Origin of the sequence: Streptomyces sp. NPDC051310, assembly GCF_044455245.1 — a bacterium.
In the GTDB taxonomy this organism is placed as follows: Bacteria; Actinomycetota; Actinomycetes; order Streptomycetales; family Streptomycetaceae; genus Streptomyces.
In genome coordinates this window covers 377,484-395,776 of sequence record NZ_JBITEO010000004.1, presented here as the reverse complement: position 1 = coordinate 395,776, position 18,293 = coordinate 377,484, and the positions used below count along the sequence as shown (strand labels likewise).

Sequence of the window (18,293 nt, the reverse complement as noted above, 5' to 3'; positions counted from 1 at the left end):
ATGCAGCACGCACCCGAACCGTCGGCCCGGCCAGAAGCCGCCGAACCCGTCACGATCCCCAGGCAGCGCGCCGCCGGCTGCCCCTTCGATCCGCCCGCCGGGCTCTCGGAGGTGCGCGAGCAGCGGCCGCTGGCCCGGATGACCTACCCCGACGGGCACGTCGGCTGGCTCGCCACCGGATACTCCGCGGTCCGCTCGATCCTGGGCGACCCGCGGTTCAGCTCCCGGTACGAGCTGATGCACTACCCCTTCCCCGGTGGGCCCGAGGGCCCCCTGCCGCCCGCGCCCGTCGGGGACATGACCGGCATGGACGCTCCCGAGCACACCCGCTTCCGGCGGCTCCTGGCGGGCAGATTCACCGTCCGCCGGATGCGCCTGCTCACCGAGCGGCTGGAGGAGATCACCGCCGAGCGCCTGGACGAGCTGGAGCGCCGGGGGCCGGGCACCGACCTGGTCGAGGCGTTCGCCCGGCCGATCCCCGCGCTGATGATCTGCGAGCTCCTCGGTGTGCCGTACGCCGACCGGGAGCGCTTCCAGCACCACGCCCACACGCTCATGGCCATGGATCCGGCGCCCGAGGAACGGTACGCCGCCTTCGTCGGACTCCAGGAGTACATGGCCGAGTTGGTCGCCGCCAAGCGCGCCGTACCCTCCGACGACCTCCTCGGTGACCTGGCGCAGGACTCCGACCTGACCGACGAGGAACTCGTCGGGATCGGCGGCTTCCTGCTCGCGGCCGGGCTCGACACCACCGCCAACATGATCGCCCACGGGACGTTCGCCCTGCTGAGCAACCCGGCCCAGGCCGCGGCCCTGCGCACGGATCCCGATCTCGCGCCGCAGGCCGTGGAGGAGCTGCTGCGCTACCTGACGGTCGCCCACACCACCGTGAAGACGGCGCTGGAGGACGTCGAGCTGGAGGGCCGGACGATCGCGGCCGGCGAGAGCATCACCCTCTCGCTCGAGGCCGCCAACCGCGACCCCGAGAGGTTCCCCGACCCGGACGTCCTCGACCTGCACCGCAAGGCCACGGGACACCTCGGCTTCGGACACGGCATCCACCAGTGCCTCGGCCAGCAACTGGCCCGCGTGGAACTGACGGTGGCGCTGCCCGCGCTGCTGAAGCGGTTCCCCGCGCTGCGCCTCGGCATACCAGCCGACGAGGTCCCGCTGCGCACCGACATGAACATCTACGGCGTGCACCGGCTGCCGGTCACCTGGGACGAGGGCTGATCCCGTGGAGATCCGCGTCGACCGCGACCGCTGCCTCGGCGCCGGCATGTGCGCCCTGACCGCCCCGGCGGTCTTCGACCAGGACCAACAGGAAGGTCTGGTCGTCCTGCTGGACGCCGGCCCGCCGCAGGGCCAGCACGCCTCGGTCCGCATGGCCGCCGGCGCGTGCCCCGCCTCGGCCGTCACCGTGACGGAACGGGGCCGGCCCGCCGCCTCGTAGCCGCGTCCCCCGGACGCAGGCACTTCCCCGGTGCTGTCCGCAGCCTCCGCCGACAGCACCGCGGGCACACATGTCACCGGTTGAGCAGCGACTCCCCGATCGCCACGGAGGACGACGCGAGAGCGGTCGCACCGTCACCGATGTCCCACAGCGAGTTCTGCAGCAGCCGCCCGAGCGTCCAGCCGGTCGCGCGTGCGCGGTCCAGGCCGAGGACCTCGGTGAGCAGGTCGAAGCGGCGCCGCACCACGCGCAACGCCCCGCCCTGTGCGACGAGGTCGTCCCACCTGCTGTCCAGGGCGGGCCAGAGATCGAAGCCGGGGTCCCCGGCGAGCGGCTCGGGATCGATGGCGAGCCACGGCTCACGCTGCGCGGCGAGCACGTTGTCGTAGTGCAGATCCCAGTGCAGGATCCGCTCTCCGGGCTCGCCGACCAGCTCGCTCACCGCCGATGCCCAACCGCGCAGGAGTTGCCGGTCTGCCGGGTCGGCGAGAGCCGCGACCGCCTCGTGAACCTGCTCCAGCATCTCGGTGGCGATGTCGCCGAGGCTGCGCAGTCCCGGCGGCGCGGGGACACGGACCAGCCGGGCCTGCAGCTCGGCGAGGATGCCCATCGCAACGTCGTCGTCCTCGATCGAGGCCAGCGTGCGGGCGGGGTCCAGCCGTTCCAGGAGCATGGTGCTGGTTTCGGGATCGTGATCGAGCAGCCGCACCATCCCCTCGCCGTTCCAGGTCCGCAGCCCGATGAGTGCGGCAGCGGTCTCCTCTCTGGGCATCTGCAGTCTGAGGACCGCGCGAGTGCCGTGCCGACGCAGCACCGGCAGCACCAGCGAGGCTTCCCCCGCCCGGGCCACGCCGTCCCGTTCCAGCTCCCATCGGTCCAGGAATTGCGCAGCGAGAGCCGGCAGTCCGGTGATCCAGGCCCTCCCTTCCTCGCCGGAGCCTCTGGCGTACGACACCGCCAGGGACCGGGGGACCTCGCCCGCTTCCAACATGCTCACGTCTTTTCCTTCAACGGACATCGTGTGCCGCCGCAACCTGCCCGAGCACAGCGGACGGCCGTACCGTCAGCGACCTCAACCAGCCGCCGGCACCGGAAGGGTGCTATGCGGCTTCCGGCACGTACTTGTAGCCGACCCGGCGCACCGTGACGATGCGATCCCGGTAGGCGGGTCCGAGCTTGCGCCGTAGCCGGGCGACGTGGACGTCGACGGTGCGGCCGTCTCCGATGTGCCCGTAGCCCCAGATGTCGGAGATCAGGGCTTCCCGCGTGTGGACCGTGTGGGGGTGGGTCAGGAGATGGGCGAGCAACCCGAATTCCAGGTAGGTGAGGTCCAGTTCCGCCCCGTCGGCCTCGATCCGCCGCCCGGCCCGGTCGAGACGGAGTCCGTCGGCGTGCACCGGGTCGGGGCCGGCCGCCGGTTCCGGCCCGGGGGCCGGCGGTGTCGTGCGGCGGGGGGCGAGCGGGTGGATCTCCGGGTGTACACCGTGCGCGGCCAGCAGCGCGACGGGGTCGGTGTCCGCCGGCAGGAACATCAGATACCCGACCCGGCCGTCTCCGCCTTCGGCGGGGACGGCGGCACCGGTGGCGCCGGTGGCGCCGGGCGGGCGATCCCCCACGAGCCGGAGGCGCGGGGCGGGCGAGCGGCGGATGGCGGATGCGGGGAGTGCGGTGGTCACGATGGGCCCCTTCGGCTGGGTCGGAGGGTTGCGGTGCACAGGCCCACTCGGCGGCTGTGGCGGGGCATGGCGTACTGGTGACGGATCCGCCCGGACGGCGTCGTCGCACGCCGGGCTGCCCCGTACGGCCCCGCAGTGCCTGAGCGGGTCGCGGAGAGGGAGGGGGGACGCGAGGAAGACCGGCGGCCGCAATGCCGCCGTGCGTCGGAAGAGAGATGTCCCGGGGGGGAAGCCCTAGACGGGTCGGCAGGCGGCGCCGGCGACACGGAGGAGATCGACGTGCCTGCGGCGTACGAGCAACGGCTGCGACGGGGACATGCAGACATCCTGGGGCGCATCCCGAGCCCAGGTCAATGCTTCTCTACTGATTGCATAGGAATTACTTCCCGGCGCCCGGTCCGAGCGGCCCCGCCCGGCCCGGTCCGCGCAGGTCGCCCCCTGCCCGGCCCGCCGTGATCAGCCACGGGATGTGCGGGATAATGCCCGCATGCGCATCTCAGCCAGGGCGGACTACGCGGTACGGGCCGCCCTCCTCCTCGCCGGCGCCGCCGAAGCCGGCTCCATGAAGGCGGAGGCCATCGCCGAGGCGCAGGAGATCCCGCACAAGTTCCTCGAAGGCATCCTCAACGACATGCGCCGCGGCGGCCTGGTGGTCAGCCAGCGCGGCGCCAACGGCGGGTACCGGCTGGCCCGGGCCGCGGAGGACATCTCCGTCGCCGATGTGGTGCGGGCGGTCGAGGGCCCGCTGGTCTCCGTGCGCGGTGTGCGCCCGCCGGAGCTCTCGTACAACGGCCCCGCGACATCGCTGCTGCCGCTGTGGGTCGCCCTGCGCGCGAACGTCCGGGAGATCCTGGAAGGCGTCTCGCTGGCGGACATCGCGTCGGGCGAGCTGCCCGACTTCGTGCACGCCCTGGCGCAGGATCCGGCCGCCTGGACCAATCCCTGAAGCGCGACGCGGGACTCCCTCTCGCCCTCGTCTCCGCAGCCTGAGACGAACCCGTCCACCCTTCGGTCACCCTCTTGTCAGGCGAACCCCTTCCGCCCAGGATCCCTATCAACTCGATGGGAAAACTAGGAAAAGCCGTCCCCGTCCTGACACTCCGACAAGACACCGCGGGAGCCGTTCACATGACCACCGCCCCCCACCGCCACGGCGCCGCCGTCCGCCCGGCGCCCGGGCCCCGTACCCGCACCTCGGCCTGCCGGTGAGCGCCACGCCGACGACACCGGCCGCGGCCGTCGAGCCGTCCGCCGACGAGCAGCGGCGGGTGCTGCTGCGCACCGCCCGCGACGTCGCGGACGACCTCGCCACGGACGCGATCGTCCGCGACCAGGCGGGCAAACCGCCCGTCGACGAGACGGCCCGACTGCGCGAGGCCGGCCTGCCGGCGGCCCTCAGCCCGCCCCTGCCGGGCGGCGGGGCGGACTGGCGCACCGGGTGCGCCGTCATACGGGAGGTCGCCACGGCGGACAGCTCCCTCGGCGAAATCCTCGCCCGCCACTACGCGCACGCCTGGAACGTCCGCCTCTACGCAGGGCACCCTCATGCGTCGGCCCTCGAAGAGGAGGCGGTGCGCGAGCAGTGGCTGTGGGCCGGGACGGTCCGCGCTCCGGGCGCGGCACCCGACACCGGCGGACCGGACCTCACCCTGACGCCGCTCGCCTCGGGCCACGTGCTGAACGGGCGCCGCCCCGTGGCCACCGCGGTGACCGTCGCCGACCAGTTCCTGGTGGACGCCGTGTCCGCCGTGACGGGAGACGTGCTCGTCGTGCGCGTCCGGGCCGGCGACCCGGGAGTGATCGCCGAACCGGCCCACGACCGGCTCGGCCAGCGCGTCGCGGGCGCGGGCGCGCTCGTCATGGACGGCGTCGTGGTGGATCCCCGGCAGATCGTGGGGCACCGGCCGCAGGACGAGGAGTCGACCGCACCCCTCACCGCGCTCGCCGGGCCCGCGCTCCGTCTCGCCCTGTGCCACGTCGGCCTGGGCATCACCGAGGGCGCTCTCATCGAGGCCCGCGACCTCAGCAGGAACGCCCGGGTCCCCGGACCGCCCGGCGACGACCCCGACCTCCTCCTCGCGTACGGCGAGCTCGCCTCCGCCGCCCAGACCGCCGCCGCCGTGGTCGAGAGGGCGACGCATGCGATGGCGCGCGCCCTGAACCCCGAGGCGGAGCTCGACCCGGAGGAACCCGCAGCCGTCGACGCCCTGGTCGCCCTGGCCGAGACCGTCACGACGACGGCGGCCCTGCATGTCACCACCCGGGTCCTGGAGCTGGCGGACGCCCCGGGCCTGGACCGCTTCTGGCGCAACGCCCGCACCCTGACGGCCCACCATTCGGCCACCCACCGCCTGCGCGTCATCGGCGACCACTACCTCAACGACCGCCGCCGGGCGGTGGCGAGGGTGGATCTCTGACGCCTGACCTGCGGCGTCTCGGAACGCAAGATGAGGGCGTCCATCATGCGAACAACCTCTTGGGGCGGAAACCGGCCTCTGCCACTATGCCTACCAACCAGGTGGGAAAACTATGGATTCCGGGGCGGGTGGTGGCTGTGCACATGCCGAAGCACGCGGGCGACCCGCTCCCCCTTCTCACCTCGCGTCGGCACATCGACCTCGGCCGCACCTCCAGCGCCATCTGTCGGTCTCTCTGAGACGGCCGTTCGGCAGGTTCCGTGTCCTTCGGAACACCGCCATGGCCGTACACATCCGGGCCTGAGCACGCGTCGACCGCTGCGTGCGGGGCCCGCCCACGCGAGGGCCCGGCGATGCACGGCGGCCGGCCACGCACGGCGCCCAGCGGCGCACGGCGATCCGGCATATCCCCGGCGTGTCAGGCACTCACCACCCGCACCACGGTCCGCGCCTATGTCCGTGGGGTGGTTGCCGTGGGCTGCGCGTCGCGGACCTCCGCACCTCCCCGAAACCCCTTCGTGAAAGGACACCTCCGTGTCTGCCGCAAGACCGCTCACCACCCTGCGCGCCATCGCCGCCACAGCGGCGCTCCCCTTCCTGCTCACCGCCTGCGGCTACGGCTCGCAGGCGACCGAGGACGAGCAGCCCAAGGTCGCGGCCGGCGCCGAGAAGCTCTCCGCCGGGGAGGTGCGGATCGGCTACTTCCCCAACCTCACCCACGCCACCGCTCTCGTGGGCGTGCAGGAGGGACTGATACAGAAGGAGCTCGGCGGCACCACGATCAAGCCCTCGACCTTCAACGCCGGGCCGTCCGAGATCGAGGCGCTGAACGCCGGCTCGATCGACATCGGCTTCATCGGCCCCTCCCCCGCCATCAACGGCTACACCAAGTCCAAGGGCAAGAACCTGAGGATCATCTCCGGTTCCGCCTCGGGCGGGGTCAAGCTGGTCGTCGACCCGGCGAAGATCAAGTCTCTGGACGACGTCAAGGGCAAGCGGATCGCCACCCCGCAGCTGGGCAACACGCAGGACGTCGCCTTCCTGCACTGGGTCTCCGAGAAGGGCTGGAAGGTCGACCCGCAGAGCGGCAAGGGCGACGTCTCGGTGCTCCGCACGGACAACAAGGTGACCCCGGACGCCTACAAGTCCGGTTCCATCGACGGCGCGTGGGTGCCGGAGCCGACCGCGTCGAAGCTCGTCAGCGAGGGCGCGAAGGTCCTGCTCGACGAGACCGACCTGTGGCCCGGGAAGAAGTTCGTGATCACCAACATCATCGTGCGGCAGGCGTTCCTCGAGGAGCACCCGGACGTCGTCGAGGCCGTGCTGCGCGGCACGGTGAAGACCAACGCGTGGATCACCGCCCACCCGGACAAAGCCAAGGAATCGGTGAACGCGGCGCTGAAGAAGGAGACCGGCAAGCCGCTGTCGGCCGAGGTGATCGACGCGGCCTGGCCGTCCATCACCCTCACCGACGACCCGCTCGCCGCCACCCTCCGGACCCAGGCGGGCCACGCGGTGGACGCCGGACTGCTGAAGGAACCCGAGCTGAGCGGCATCTACGACCTCACGCTGCTCAACAAGGTGCTCAAGGCCGCGGGCAAGCCGGAGGCCTCCGACGCCGGCCTCGGCGCGCGGTAGGCCCGCGGCACGTCCACGCTGCCCGGCCGGGACGCCGGGCCGCCTGCCCGTGCTCCGGGCGGCCGGCCCGGCACACGGGTCCCCGCACCTGCCGAAGGGCCGTTTCAGATCGCTCTGAAACGGCCCTTCACCTGCGCGGTTCGACCGCCTCCCGGGCCGCCGCCCTCGGCACGCGTACGTCCGGCCGAGATCGGCGCGGGCGGGACGGTATCTCGCTGGGCGACCTGCCCCAAGCGGACGGGCGTGCCTTCAAGCACATCCTTCCTTGTCCTAACCGGTCTACTCAGGAAGAAGAACCGATCCCGGCGCCGGTCATCGAGGCCGCGGCGCCAGCCGGAGACTCCGCTTCTACACCTTCAGGATCAGGGCCTCCACCTCCACCAGTTCCGTGGCGCTGTTCTGCGCTGCCTCCCGCAACGCTGCCAGTCGCTCCATCCACTGAATCCGCTCTTCGGCCGGCAGCGGATCCTCTCCCAGAAGGGTCCGCAGCTCGATCGCTTCCTGGAAGTCGGCCTTGAGGTTCCTGGCGGCATCGCCGGCCCGCTGGTAGCTGCCTTCGGCGAGTTCGATCCGCGCGGGCGTCCCCTGGCGGATCGCGTGGAGCCGGTCCCTGGGGTCGGACGAAGCCTGCCCGTTGGCGGTGGTCGTGTCGCCAGCCGTGTCACCAGTGTCCGAGCCGGCGGACCCACTGGCTGTGCCACTCGCCCCAGAGCCGCCCACCGTGGTACGAGCGAGGTCCGGAGGGAACAGTGTGTCGAACCATGCCTTGTCGGCGACCAGGTGAGTGGGCTCACCGTCGGTGTCCGGGATGAGAATCATCCCCGGGACGATCGGGCTTCGCGATTCCTCTCCGAGCTGCAGCTCGCCGTAGCAGACCGGCTGACTGCCGTCGGGGGCCTGCGGCGGCACCGTTGCGTCCGGGTGCTCCAGCACGGACCGAGCGAACGCGAGCAGGAGGGGCCTGCTGACGATGGACGGCGCTTCGCTATAGGCCACGGTAAGCGCCGCGAGGGCATTGGCCGGAGTGCGGCGCACGCCCTTGCGGCCCGCTCCCGCCTCGCTGCCCTGGCCAGGAGTGACAAGGGGTTCAGGAGCGTGGATCAGCGCAGGCGCCATCCGCCGCACCAGCGCTGCCCACGCTGTGGGGTCACCGGCCTCTGCGCCAAGGAGCAATTCCTTGAGCGGTCGCGGGTCCTGCCTGGAGCCCTCCTTGGCATCCGTCACAGTGAACAGGCCCAATGCCGCGAGGATGTTGGCCCGGTGTAGAAACAGCTGGGCAACTGCCGCCGACCACAACCGGGTACGGGCCTCTGCGGTGGCAGCCTTCGTCTGGCTGATCGCCGGCTCCTGCAGACTCGCCCGAACGATCGGCCAGAACACTCCGGTGTCGCGAACCTTCCGCCTGCCCGTGTGCGCGACGGCTGGTGGTACCTCCGGGAACACGAGCGCGGTGATGGCTCGGATCGCGGCGTCCCTCAGTGTGACCGGTGAGACCTTCTCGTCCACCGGGAGGAGGGCTGCCAGCGGGTCGAGCGGGCCGTTCGCGGTCAGGGCGTTGCGCACACCGTCCAGATCGAGGAGGTCAATGCCCTGGGCAGTCGGGAACGTGTCGGCAAGCAGGTCGGCGAGCCTGCCCTCCACCGCGTAGGCGTCGACGAGGGTAGCGAACAGGGCGATGAGTCGAGCGTCCTCGTCGTAGGGCTGGATTCCCCGCAAGTGGTCATTGACGTTCAGTCCCCTCAGCACGTGCTCCAGGGCGGCTGGCTTGCTGCAGCCCACAACGATCTCCATCGGCACCGTGGCGATCTTCGCGGCTCGACGGGCCGGGTGGTCAGGATCCGTCTCCTCGAGGGCATCGGCCTCGTTGAGGCGCTGCGAGATCCGGTTGAGAACCTCCCGCTGGTTCAGAAACAGCAAGCCGGGGTCCTTGGCCTCGTGGGACAAGGCCACGAGAGGCTGCGGCATGCCGGCGATCATGTGCTCCGGACGGACGTCGAAGACATCGAGGCGGGCCAAAGCACGGTTGTTGGCGGTCACGGCCACCATCCGCCAGATCTGGGAGAGGCTGCCGTCGTCGTTCCGAATCTGCCACTGCTGGAGCACACTCATGCCGCGCGAGAGCTGGCCTGCGGCGACGAGGGACTCCGCGAGGTCGTAGCCGCGGGTCTTTCCGGAGCGTCGCAGCTGCTCCGCAGCGTAACGCTGGATGTGAACGGCCTCCTGGTACGACTGCTCCGCAACGGTGAGCGCTGCCATAGGCTGGCCGGTTTCCTCGGCGGCCCGCACGACCGGGCGGGGCCGACGGTTGCCGAGCCCGGAGAGCAAGGCCGTGCGCCTCCGCTCGGCCTCTCGCATCTGCCGGGTGGCCTCCGCAAGCTTCACCTCTGCAGCGGCGAGCGCCGTGGCGTAGTGCGGATCGCCACTGGGCGCGCGCCGGCGGGTCTCGCGTTCCTTGTCGGCGATCTTCCTCGCCTTCTCGGCGGTATCCAACGCCATCTCTGCGGCGATCAGGTCGGCGACGCGCTGCCTGGCCTCGGGGCTGGGCGGCGACCAAGAGCTGACGGTGCGATCGTTGAGGTCCCAAGGAGCGACCGCGGCGCCATGGACGTCGCAGTTGAGCAGAAGGACCTGCTCCGTTCCCGATTGCACCACCCGCGACGCCGTGGGGTTGAGGATCCGCTTGCCCCGCGAGGTCATTACGAGCTTCTTGATCTCGGTATCGCCGAGGGCGGTGGCGAGGCCCTCAATGATCGCCGCACGAGGCGGGGGGAAAAGCCCCTGCATCTCGCAGGTATTTTCGACGGCGTCCGCCAGACGCTCGGCGTACGTCGTGGTGCCGATGTACGGGTAGACCCCTGCAGGTCGCTTGCTGGCCATGAGGTTCGTCCTTCTCCCGGCTGCTCCGGGCTCCAAGGCACACCCCCGTCATCGGGAGCGTGACACGCGCCCGAGGACTGGACCTCGCGCCAGCGGGAATCCGGACCGGTGGTTCCAAAGAGCCCGGCCCGTCCCGCCACGTACGGTCCAACGGCCGACGCCCGCAGAGTGATCACACCGAACAACACCCACACTGCGGGTATCTGGGATCTCGCATCTGGTTTCCTGCTCCGCCGACGGCGGCATGAGGCAAGCGATGGTGATGAACCACCGACGTGCGGCACCGACTCTGCCAATGGCTCACCGTGGGCTGTAGGCAACGGCCGAAATGTTCACCCAATCCAGGGAACGATCTCCCGAAACCATCCGCTCTCATAGCGATGTGCGGTACAGGCAGCAATGCGGACGCGACTCAGGATCGTTTGCCTCGCGCTGACCGGCCTCGAAGCCTCTACGACCAGGCCGCCACTGTGTCCACAAGGGCGAACCCACCCGACCGCCATCGGCAGGCGCTCCGTCCACGCCGCCGACTTGCGGCCTGTAACGCACCCTGACGTGGATCAAGAAGCATTACGGGGCTCGGGGACTGGTCCCCGGCCGCTCCCCAAGAATGGCCAAGGGGCCGTTCCAGATTGCTCTGAAACGGCCCCTGACCTGCGACTTTCTCAAGTCGGGACGACAGGATTTGAACCTGCGACCCCTTGACCCCCAGTCAAGTGCGCTACCAAGCTGCGCCACGTCCCGGTGCGCGGTTCACCCGGCCGGTGGCCGTGGTGCGCGCGCAGGGAGACTTTACCTCACTTCCGGCGCAGGACCGACTCCCGGGCCAGCAGTGCGCGGGTCGCCAGGGCGTCCGCGCCGCAGCTGGTGGCCAGGTCGGCGGCGTGGGTGAGCTCCGCCGGGGAGCCGAGCGCCAGGCCGTGGTCGTACCGGGCCAGCGCGTGTTCGTACGCGGACGGGGAGGCCGCCAGGTGGTGGACCGCCTGGGCCAGCAGGTCGACGGCCTCCTCCGGGCGGGCGAACAGGGCCGCGCAGCGCAGGGCTTCCCCGACGGCGGTGTCGGTGCCGAAGCGCTCGGCGTGGACGCGGGCGCGGGTGGCGTGGCGGGCGGCGCGCGACGGGTCGTCGGCGGCGAGCGCGCGGGCGAGGTCGCAGGCCCAGGGCGCCCAGACGCCGTTGTGCCGGTCGCGGTCCTCCACGGCGCGGCCCGCCGCCTCCAGTTCGGTGACGGCCTCGTCGGTGCGGCCTTCGGCGAGCAGCAGCCGGCCGTGGACGCACGGGGCGTCGGGCATCACCATCGCGCTGGGCCAGGGCGGCCCGAAGCGGTGGTGGTCCGCCATGCGGCGGGCCTCGGACACCCGGCCCCGGGCCAGCAGCGTGTCGATGAGCAGGCAGACCGCGTCCCATTGGACGGGCAGCCCGGTGCCGAGGCGGTCCGCGAGGCGCAGGGCCTCGCGCAGGAAGCTCTCCGCCTCCACGAGGGCGCCGCGGCGGCGGTGGGCCAGCCCGAGCAGGGTGTGGGCGAAGGCGAGGTGGGCGCCGCTCCAGCCGGAGATCTCGAAGGCCCGCACCGCCTCCTCGAACAGGGCGCGCGCCTGGTCGGGCCGGTCGGTGAAGGCGTACGCGATGCCGACCATGGCGGGTGTCTCGAAGCCCCACTCCGTGTCGGTCCAGCCCATGCCCCGCGCCGGGCGGCCGTCGACGAGGGAGCGTGCGCACAGGTCGAGGACGAGGTCGGCGTTCTCGCCGCGCAGCATCGCGTCGAAGGCGCGCAGCGACAGCAGGGCGCGTTCGGCGTTGTCGGCGCCCCGGAGGGGGCCGGCGAGCTCGGCGAGGCGGCGCGAGCGGCCGGCTCCGTCCTCCTCGGCGGCCTGGAACGCCTCGTACATGAAGTGGGCGGCCCGCAGGCGCGTGCGGGCCGGGCCGGGCGGGGTCCGGGCGGCCTCGGCCGCGACGGCTTGGGCCGCCTCGGGCAGCCGGTCGCTGTGGGCCAGGGCCTGGGCGAGGCGGCAGGTGGCGTCGGTGCGCAGTTCTCCGTCGAGGCCGGGCAGGTCGAGGGCGGAGCGCAGGTGCCGCACGGTGGCGGGCGGCGAGGTGAGGAGGGCGGCGCAGCCGAGTTCGTACAGGACGTGGGCGTACGTGTGGGGGGACGGCGGTTCCTGCAGGGCGCGTTCCAGGCAGCGGCGGGCGGCGGCGGGGGCGCCGAGGGCGAGGTACTCGCGCGCGGCCTCGCGCAGCTGGGCGACGACTTCCTCGTCGTCGTCGGGGTGGGTTTCGAGCAGGTGGCGGGAGGCGGCCGCGGCGCCCAGCCCGGCGCGGGTGACGGCCCAGGCGGCCCGGCCGTGCATGGCGGTGCGGGTGGCGGGCGGGATGGAGCGGTATATGGCCGTGGCGATGAGCGGGTGGACGAACTCCAGGGGATCGGTGCCGGTGACGATGCGGGCCTCCCGCAGGCGCTGGGTGCACGCCTCGGCCTCGCCGGGGGCCATCCCCGCGAGGGTGGCGGCCAGGGACTGGGAGATGCCGGTGCCGAGGACGGCGGCGGCCCAGGCGAAGCGGGTGGGCCCGGTGCCGAGCCGTTCCAGCCGGGCGACGAGTCCCCTGCCGCGGGCGGAGGCGGCCAGGTCGCGCAGCCGGTCCGCGGACGCTTCGACGGGCGGCAGTACGCGGTCCTGGACCTTGGCGAGCAGTTCCACCGTCTCGTAGGGGTTGCCGCCGGTGACGGACCACACCGCGCGACAGAAGGCGTCGTCGGCTCCGTCGCCGAGGGTGGCCCGGGTCAGGTCGGCGGTGGCGTCCGCGGTGAGGGCGTGCAGGGTGACGCGCAGCCTGGCTGCCTCGCCGAGCGTGCCGAGCAGGGCCGCGGCGGGCTCGGCGCGTACGTCGGGGCGGTGCGCGAGGATTACCAGCAGCGGCAGGGCGGGCAGGCCGGCGGCGAAGGAATCGAGCCAGGCCAGCGATTCGGCGTCCGCCCAGTGCGCGTCGTCGACGAGCAGCACGAGGGGACGGCCGCGGTGGCGCTCGGCGAGGCGCGCGACGACCCGGTCGAGCCCGTCGCGGACGCCTTGCGGGTCGGTGAGCGGCGTGCGGGGCGGGGCGACACCGAGGGCGGGGGCGGTGGTGTCGTACCGGTCGCCGAACAGCCGCCGGAGGTCGTCGTCGCCGTACGCGGCGAGGGCGGGCCGCAGCAGCTGCCGCACGACGTGGAAGGCGACGGACGTGACGGTCTCGCCGCCGCGTGCCGACCGGACGGTGCAGCGGTCGGCGGCGAGCCGGCGGACGGCGTCGAGCAGGGACGTCTTGCCGATGCCGGCCTCGCCCCGGTACACCAGCAGCCCGCCGGAGCCGCCGCTCCCGCACAGCGCCGCCACGGCGCGGGCGGCCGCGGCGAGCTCGGACTGGCGCTCCAACAATGGTACGGACAGCCGGTGTTCCGGCCGGGACGGCAGCATCGGCTTCCCTCCCCACGAAGTCCGCACAACGCTCCTCGACCCGAGAGTAGCTCCGTGACCCGGGTGGCGGACACGGTGGGGAGCGACCCCGTCGGAAGGGTGACAATTGAGGCGTGAACAGGACGCGAAGGGACCGGGACACCGAGGGGCGCGCACGCAACGCGCGTCCCCGAGACGGACTGGGACGGCCGCTGCCGTACGGGGCGGCGGGGGTCGAGCGGCAGCCGGAGGGGGTGGAGCGCACGCCGGAGGAGACCCTGCGGGAGGCGCAGCGGCTGCTGGACGCGGGGCTTCCGTTCCATGCGCACGAGGTGTTCGAGGACGCCTGGAAGTCGTGCGGCGAGGGGGAGGAGCGCGAGCTGTGGCGGGGGCTGGCCCAGCTGGCGGTGGGGCTGACGCACGCGGCGCGCGGCAACGCGCAGGGCGGGGCGCGGCTGCTGCGGCGCGGCGCGGATCGGATCCGCGCCTTCGCGCCCCGTCATGGGATCGATGTGGGCGGGCTGGTGGCGTGGGCGGGTGAGCTGGCGGCCCGGCTGGAGACCGGCGGGGCGGAGGATCGGGCGGCCGGTGCCGCGGGCGTGGATCCGGTGGCGGTGGCGCCGCGGCTACGCCTCCCAGACGAGGTGGAGGGCCTCGGGTGAGCGGTGGATCAGGGTGGGCCGCATCGTCACGGCGTGGCCGGGGTCGAGGCGCAGCGCCGGCAGGCGGCGGGTGAACAGCTCCAGTGTGAGCCGGAGTTGCGTGCGGGCGAGGTGGGAGCCGGGGCAGCCGTGTGCGCCGTGACCGAAGGCGACGTGGCGGCCGGGAGGCCGGGTGATGTCGAAGGTGTCGGCGCGCGCGTGGCGCGTGCCGTCGCGGTTGGCGGAGCCGTAGGCCACGAAGACGGTGGCGTGGGCGGGCAGTTCGGTGCCGGCGAGGGTGACGGGACGGGTGGTGGTGCGGCGGAAGCCCTGCACGGCGCTGTCGTAGCGGGCGGCCTCCTCGACGGCGGCGGGGATCAGGGCGGGCTCGGCGCACAGCCGCTCCCACTGGTCCGGGTGGCGCAGGAGGTGCAGCAGGGTGGTGCCGATGAGCGCGGTGGTGGTCAGGTGCCCGGCGATGAGGAAGTTCTGGAGGTTGGCGACCAGCTCGTCGCGCTGGTCGGGGGTGAGCTCGCCGGTACCGGGGGCGAGCGCGGCGACGAGGGTGGAGCACAGGTCGGCGCGGGGCTCGGCGCGCCGGGCGCGTACGCAGCGGTCGAGGAGGTGCTGGAGGGCGACGACGTCCTCGGCCGCGGCGACCTGTTCCGCTTCGGGCATGGGCCGGAAGAGGAGCTGTTCGGCGCGGTGGCTGCCGTGCACGGCGGCCGGTACGTCGGCGGGGTCGAGTCCGATGAGGCGGCCGATCACGGCGCCGGGCAGCCTGCGGGCGTACGCGGTCATCAGCTCGGTGCGGCCGTCGTCCGCGAAGCCGTCGACGAGCGCGGCGGCCTGCTCGGCCGCGTACCGGCGGAGGGCGGCGGTCCTGGCGGCGGACAGGGCGCTGTTGAGCGGCGCGCGCAGGCGCCGGTGGGCGTGCCCGTCGGAGGTGACGACGGTCGGGCGGTTGCCGATGCCCCGGGCGAGCACGGCGAGGGCGGCCGGGCCGGGGGTGACGTCGGGCCGCAGCGATCCGGCGGACGAGAACGTGTCGGGCCGTAACAGCACGTCCCGTACGTCGGCGTCGCGGGCGACGAGCCAGGCGTCGAGGGCGGGTACGAAGGTGAGGCCGGGGGTGCGCCGGGCCCGCTCGTACAGGGGGTAGGGGTCGCGCTGGAGTCCGTCGAGCGAGTCGAAGTCCATGGGGGGCACCTCCGTCGGCGGTCGGTGCGGTCATGGTGCCGCAGGCCGCGGCGCCCGGGAAGGGCACTCCTGGCCGCTCGGTGGCGCGGTGGCGACGGGCGGGGGCGGGCGTCAGGGGCGGGGGGCCAGGCCCAGCGCGGGCAGCAACACCCCTTCGACGAACGCCGGCAGGGCTTCGTCGCCGGGGAAGCGGTCCTCGAAGAGGCGCTCGATGCGCAGGACGCCGAGGAAGCAGGGGGCGACGAAGGCGACGGCCGGGTTGGCGGCGTCGATCTCGCCGCGCTCGATGCCGCGTCGGAGCATCGCGTCGAGCGCGGCCACCTCCGGGTCGATGACGGTCTCGCGCAGCGCCCGGCGCAGCCCCGCGTGGAGGAGGTAGGCCTGGCCGACGGCCTCCATCAGTTCCGTGTCGCGGCCCCGGCGGTCGGCGGCGGCCGTGGCCGCGGCGCGCAGGTCACCCGCGGCCGAGCCGGTGTCGATGCCGGTGAACAGGGGGCGGCGGCTCTTGGCGAGCGCGGCGGTCACGAGCTGCTGCTTGGTCTTCCACTGCCGGTAGAGGGTCGCTTTGCCGCACTTGGTGCGGGCGGCGACGCCTTCCATGGTCACGGCGTCGTAGCCGCCTTCCCGCAGCAGGTCCAGTACGGCTGTGTACAGCTCCTGCTCGCGCTCGGGGCCGATCTTGCTGCGGCGCGCGGCGGCGGTGGCGGCGCGTGTGGACATCGCTCTCTCCGGCCTGACGGGTCCTTCGTGCAGGTCCGAGAGTAGGCGGCGTACAATCGAGACGCAAACGTATCGAGACGTAAGCGTCTCGATAAGCGGAACGAACCTGCAGAGGGGCCGGAGCATGGCCGCCGGGATACCCGTGACACCACCGGAGACGACCGGGTCGACCGCCGCCGCGCGGCCGCCGCTGGTCCGCGAGCTGCTGGTGGTGGCGGGGCTGTTCCTCGTCTACAAGCTCGGCCGGCTGGTCGCCGCCGGGCAGGAGGACCGCGCCTTCGGCAACGCGGATGCCGTCTGGGACGCCGAGCGCGCCGTGCACCTGCCGGGCGAGGGCTGGGTGCAGCGCCTGCTCCTGCACGACGGAACCCTCGTCCACCTCGCCAACACCTACTACGCCGCGGTGCACTTCCCGGCCACGGTGGCCTTCCTCGGCTGGCTGTACTGGCGCCGCCCGGCGCACTACCTCTGGTCCCGGCGGGCGCTGGCGCTGCTCACGGCCGCCGCGCTCGTCCTGCACCTGCTGGTGCCGCTCGCCCCGCCGCGGATGCTGGCCGAGGCCGGCCTGGTCGACACCGCGCAGGCCTACGGCCCGTCGGTGTACGGCGCCTCACCGGAGACCGACACGCTGGCGAACCAGTTCGCGGCCATGCCGTCGCTGCACGTCGGCTGGGCACTGATGGTCGCGGTCGGCATGATCGCCGCCACGCGCGGCCGGTGGCGCGCGCTGTGGTTCCTCCACCCGCTGCTGACCCTGCTGGTCGTGGTCGGCACCGCCAACCACTACTGGCTGGACGCGCTGGTGGCGGCCGTGCTACTGGGCGCGACCCTGCTGGTCGTACGGGCCCCGGGGGCCGCCGCACCGCGCCGGGCGGCCGCTCCCGCACGGGCGGCGCTGCGATGAGGGCCACGCTGCTCGCGCTGCTGCTGTCGTTCGCCTCGGCCGCCGGGTACGCGCTGGCCGCGGTGGTCCAGGCGCGGCTGGCCCAGGCGGGGCCCGCGGGGCGCGGGGCGCTGCGGCGGCTGTCGGCCCGGCCGCTGTGGTGGTGGGCCGTCGGGCTGAACGCGGCGGGCGCGCTGCTGCACGTGGCGGCGCTGCACTACGGGCCGCTCACCCTGGTGCAGGCGCTGGGCGCGCTGACGCTGGTCGCCGCCCTGCCGGTGGGGGCGTGGTACGCGCGGCAGCGGGTGACCCGGACGGAGTGGCGTGGCGCGCTGGCGACGGTGGGCGGGCTGGCGGGCCTGGTCGCGGTGGTGGGACCGGCGGCGCCGGGCGACGCGCTGTCGCTGCCGGAGGCCCTGGCGGTCGCCGCCGCGGCGGCGCTGCTGATCGCGGTACTGGTGTGCCGCGCCCCCTCCCCGGACGAGCCCGGCCGCGGGCGGGGGTCCCGGGCCGCATCCGGTTCCGTGCTGGGTTTCGCCACCGCGTCGGGGGTCGCCTCCGCCGTCGCGTCCGCGCTGACGCAGACGGTCACCGCGGCGGCGGCACACCGGCTGCCGGGCGGCCCGGTGACGGTGTGGCAGACGGTGCTCCTGGGCGCGCTGGTGGCCGTGTTCGCCCTGGGCGGGCTGCTGCTGTCGCAGGCGGCCTACCGGGGCGGGCTCGCCGCGCCGCTCGCGGTGGTGAACCTGTCGAACCCCGCGGTGGCGGCCGTCATCGGCGTCGCGCTGCTCGGCGAGACCTTCCGCGCGGGCGTGCTGGGCTGGCTGGTCGCGGCGGTTTCGGCGGGGCTCGCGGCCCGCGGGGTGATCCTGCTGACGGCCGGTCAGCCCCGGCCCGTACCGGACGCGGCGGAGCCGGAGGCCGAGCCGGACCCCGGGCCGGTCATCGCGTGAGCAGTTCCACGAGCACCTGCGCGTGGCTGCGGCCGGGCTCCTTGGCGGCGGTGAGCAGCGTGACCGGCCCCTTCCGGACGAGTCCGCGCAGCCCGTCGAGGGCCTCGGCGGCGTCCGGCCCGGCCAGCTCGGTCTCGTAGCGCTCCCGGAACTCCTCGTACGTGCCCTCCCCGGCGTGGTACCAGCGCCGCAGCTCGGTCGAGGGGGTGAGGGCCTTGGGCCACTCGTCGACGCGGGCGTCGGCCTTGGACACGCCCCGCGGCCAGAGCCGGTCGACGAGGACCCGCGTCCCGTCGCCGTCCTCGGCCGCGTCGTAGATGCGGCGGACCGTGGGGCGGTGGGCGGCTCGCGTCATGGTCCCCACAGTAGGCCGTGGGGGCCGGCCCGGCTCCTCGGGCGAGCCC

17 protein-coding genes and 1 tRNA gene are annotated in these 18,293 nt (G+C 73.4%); 9 read left to right on the top strand and 9 right to left on the bottom strand.

The window, feature by feature from the left end; genetic code table 11:
• Together ACIA79_RS08835 and ACIA79_RS08830 are read left to right on the top strand one after the other, a co-directional pair.
• Entirely contained in the window at positions 1-1,233 is a 1,233-nt protein-coding gene (locus ACIA79_RS08835; RefSeq protein WP_399427437.1) for a cytochrome P450, read from the top strand.
• 4 nt (positions 1,234-1,237) lie between these two features.
• On the top strand, positions 1,238-1,453 hold the full coding sequence (locus ACIA79_RS08830) for a ferredoxin (protein ID WP_399427436.1): 216 nt from the start codon (positions 1,238-1,240) through the stop codon (positions 1,451-1,453).
• A gap of 73 nt (positions 1,454-1,526) precedes the next feature.
• On the opposite strand, the gene ACIA79_RS08825 is transcribed toward ACIA79_RS08830, so the two are convergent.
• The 3 genes from ACIA79_RS08825 to ACIA79_RS08815 all read right to left on the bottom strand — a co-directional run bounded on the left by ACIA79_RS08825 (position 1,527) and on the right by ACIA79_RS08815 (position 3,447).
• Entirely contained in the window at positions 1,527-2,444 is a 918-nt protein-coding gene (locus ACIA79_RS08825; protein ID WP_399427502.1) for an aminoglycoside phosphotransferase family protein, read from the bottom strand.
• A 109-nt stretch (positions 2,445-2,553) separates the two neighbouring features.
• Positions 2,554-3,129 (bottom strand): winged helix-turn-helix domain-containing protein, encoded by a 576-nt coding sequence (locus tag ACIA79_RS08820; RefSeq protein ID WP_399427435.1) that lies wholly within the window; start codon positions 3,127-3,129, stop codon positions 2,554-2,556.
• 234 nt (positions 3,130-3,363) lie between these two features.
• Complete coding sequence (locus tag ACIA79_RS08815) at positions 3,364-3,447, bottom strand: putative leader peptide (protein ID WP_399427501.1); 84 nt, start codon at positions 3,445-3,447, stop codon at positions 3,364-3,366.
• A gap of 169 nt (positions 3,448-3,616) precedes the next feature.
• Between ACIA79_RS08815 and ACIA79_RS08810 the strand changes: the two genes are divergently transcribed.
• From ACIA79_RS08810 to ACIA79_RS08795, 4 genes are all read left to right on the top strand, one after another.
• Positions 3,617-4,075 carry an RrF2 family transcriptional regulator gene (locus tag ACIA79_RS08810; protein ID WP_399427434.1) on the top strand — a complete coding sequence of 153 codons (459 nt, stop codon included), beginning with the start codon at positions 3,617-3,619 and terminating at the stop codon, positions 4,073-4,075.
• Positions 4,076-4,334: 259 nt separating this feature from the next.
• Positions 4,335-5,546, top strand: coding sequence for an acyl-CoA dehydrogenase (locus tag ACIA79_RS08805; protein ID WP_399427433.1), 1,212 nt, complete (start codon positions 4,335-4,337; stop codon positions 5,544-5,546).
• Between the two features lie 86 nt (positions 5,547-5,632).
• Positions 5,633-5,785, top strand: coding sequence for a putative leader peptide (locus tag ACIA79_RS08800; protein ID WP_399427432.1), 153 nt, complete (start codon positions 5,633-5,635; stop codon positions 5,783-5,785).
• A 295-nt stretch (positions 5,786-6,080) separates the two neighbouring features.
• Positions 6,081-7,184: an aliphatic sulfonate ABC transporter substrate-binding protein gene (locus tag ACIA79_RS08795; protein WP_399427431.1), complete on the top strand. Its 1,104-nt coding sequence runs from the start codon at positions 6,081-6,083 to the stop codon at positions 7,182-7,184.
• A 348-nt stretch (positions 7,185-7,532) separates the two neighbouring features.
• Here the strand turns inward: ACIA79_RS08795 and ACIA79_RS08790 are convergent, their stop codons facing one another.
• The 3 genes from ACIA79_RS08790 to ACIA79_RS08780 form a co-directional block, all read right to left on the bottom strand.
• Positions 7,533-10,061: a hypothetical protein gene (locus tag ACIA79_RS08790; RefSeq protein ID WP_399427430.1), complete on the bottom strand. Its 2,529-nt coding sequence runs from the start codon at positions 10,059-10,061 to the stop codon at positions 7,533-7,535.
• A 670-nt stretch (positions 10,062-10,731) separates the two neighbouring features.
• Positions 10,732-10,805, bottom strand: a tRNA-Pro gene (locus ACIA79_RS08785).
• Between the two features lie 53 nt (positions 10,806-10,858).
• Complete coding sequence (locus ACIA79_RS08780; RefSeq protein ID WP_399427429.1) at positions 10,859-13,513, bottom strand: ATP-binding protein; 2,655 nt, start codon at positions 13,511-13,513, stop codon at positions 10,859-10,861.
• A gap of 113 nt (positions 13,514-13,626) precedes the next feature.
• Between ACIA79_RS08780 and ACIA79_RS08775 the strand changes: the two genes are divergently transcribed.
• Positions 13,627-14,154: a DUF309 domain-containing protein gene (locus ACIA79_RS08775; protein ID WP_399427428.1), complete on the top strand. Its 528-nt coding sequence runs from the start codon at positions 13,627-13,629 to the stop codon at positions 14,152-14,154.
• Here the strand turns inward: ACIA79_RS08775 and ACIA79_RS08770 are convergent.
• Both ACIA79_RS08770 and ACIA79_RS08765 read right to left on the bottom strand, forming a co-directional pair.
• Positions 14,119-15,333 (bottom strand): cytochrome P450, encoded by a 1,215-nt coding sequence (locus ACIA79_RS08770; protein WP_399427427.1) that lies wholly within the window; start codon positions 15,331-15,333, stop codon positions 14,119-14,121. The genes ACIA79_RS08775 and ACIA79_RS08770 overlap by 36 nt on opposite strands.
• Before the next feature lie 111 nt (positions 15,334-15,444).
• A complete protein-coding gene (locus ACIA79_RS08765) occupies positions 15,445-16,053 on the bottom strand; it encodes a TetR/AcrR family transcriptional regulator (RefSeq protein WP_399427426.1) in 609 nt (202 codons plus the stop codon).
• 124 nt (positions 16,054-16,177) lie between these two features.
• Here ACIA79_RS08765 and ACIA79_RS08760 point away from each other — a divergent pair, with 124 nt between their 5' ends.
• A complete protein-coding gene (locus tag ACIA79_RS08760; protein WP_399427425.1) occupies positions 16,178-16,957 on the top strand; it encodes a phosphatase PAP2 family protein in 780 nt (259 codons plus the stop codon).
• Positions 16,954-17,889 carry a DMT family transporter gene (locus tag ACIA79_RS08755; protein ID WP_399427424.1) on the top strand — a complete coding sequence of 312 codons (936 nt, stop codon included), beginning with the start codon at positions 16,954-16,956 and terminating at the stop codon, positions 17,887-17,889. Before ACIA79_RS08760 ends, ACIA79_RS08755 begins: the two co-directional genes overlap by 4 nt.
• Here ACIA79_RS08755 and ACIA79_RS08750 read toward each other — a convergent pair.
• Positions 17,879-18,244, bottom strand: coding sequence for a DUF488 domain-containing protein (locus ACIA79_RS08750; RefSeq protein WP_399427423.1), 366 nt, complete (start codon positions 18,242-18,244; stop codon positions 17,879-17,881). The two genes, ACIA79_RS08755 and ACIA79_RS08750, sit on opposite strands and share 11 nt — an antisense overlap.
• Between the last annotated feature and the right edge of the window lie 49 nt (positions 18,245-18,293).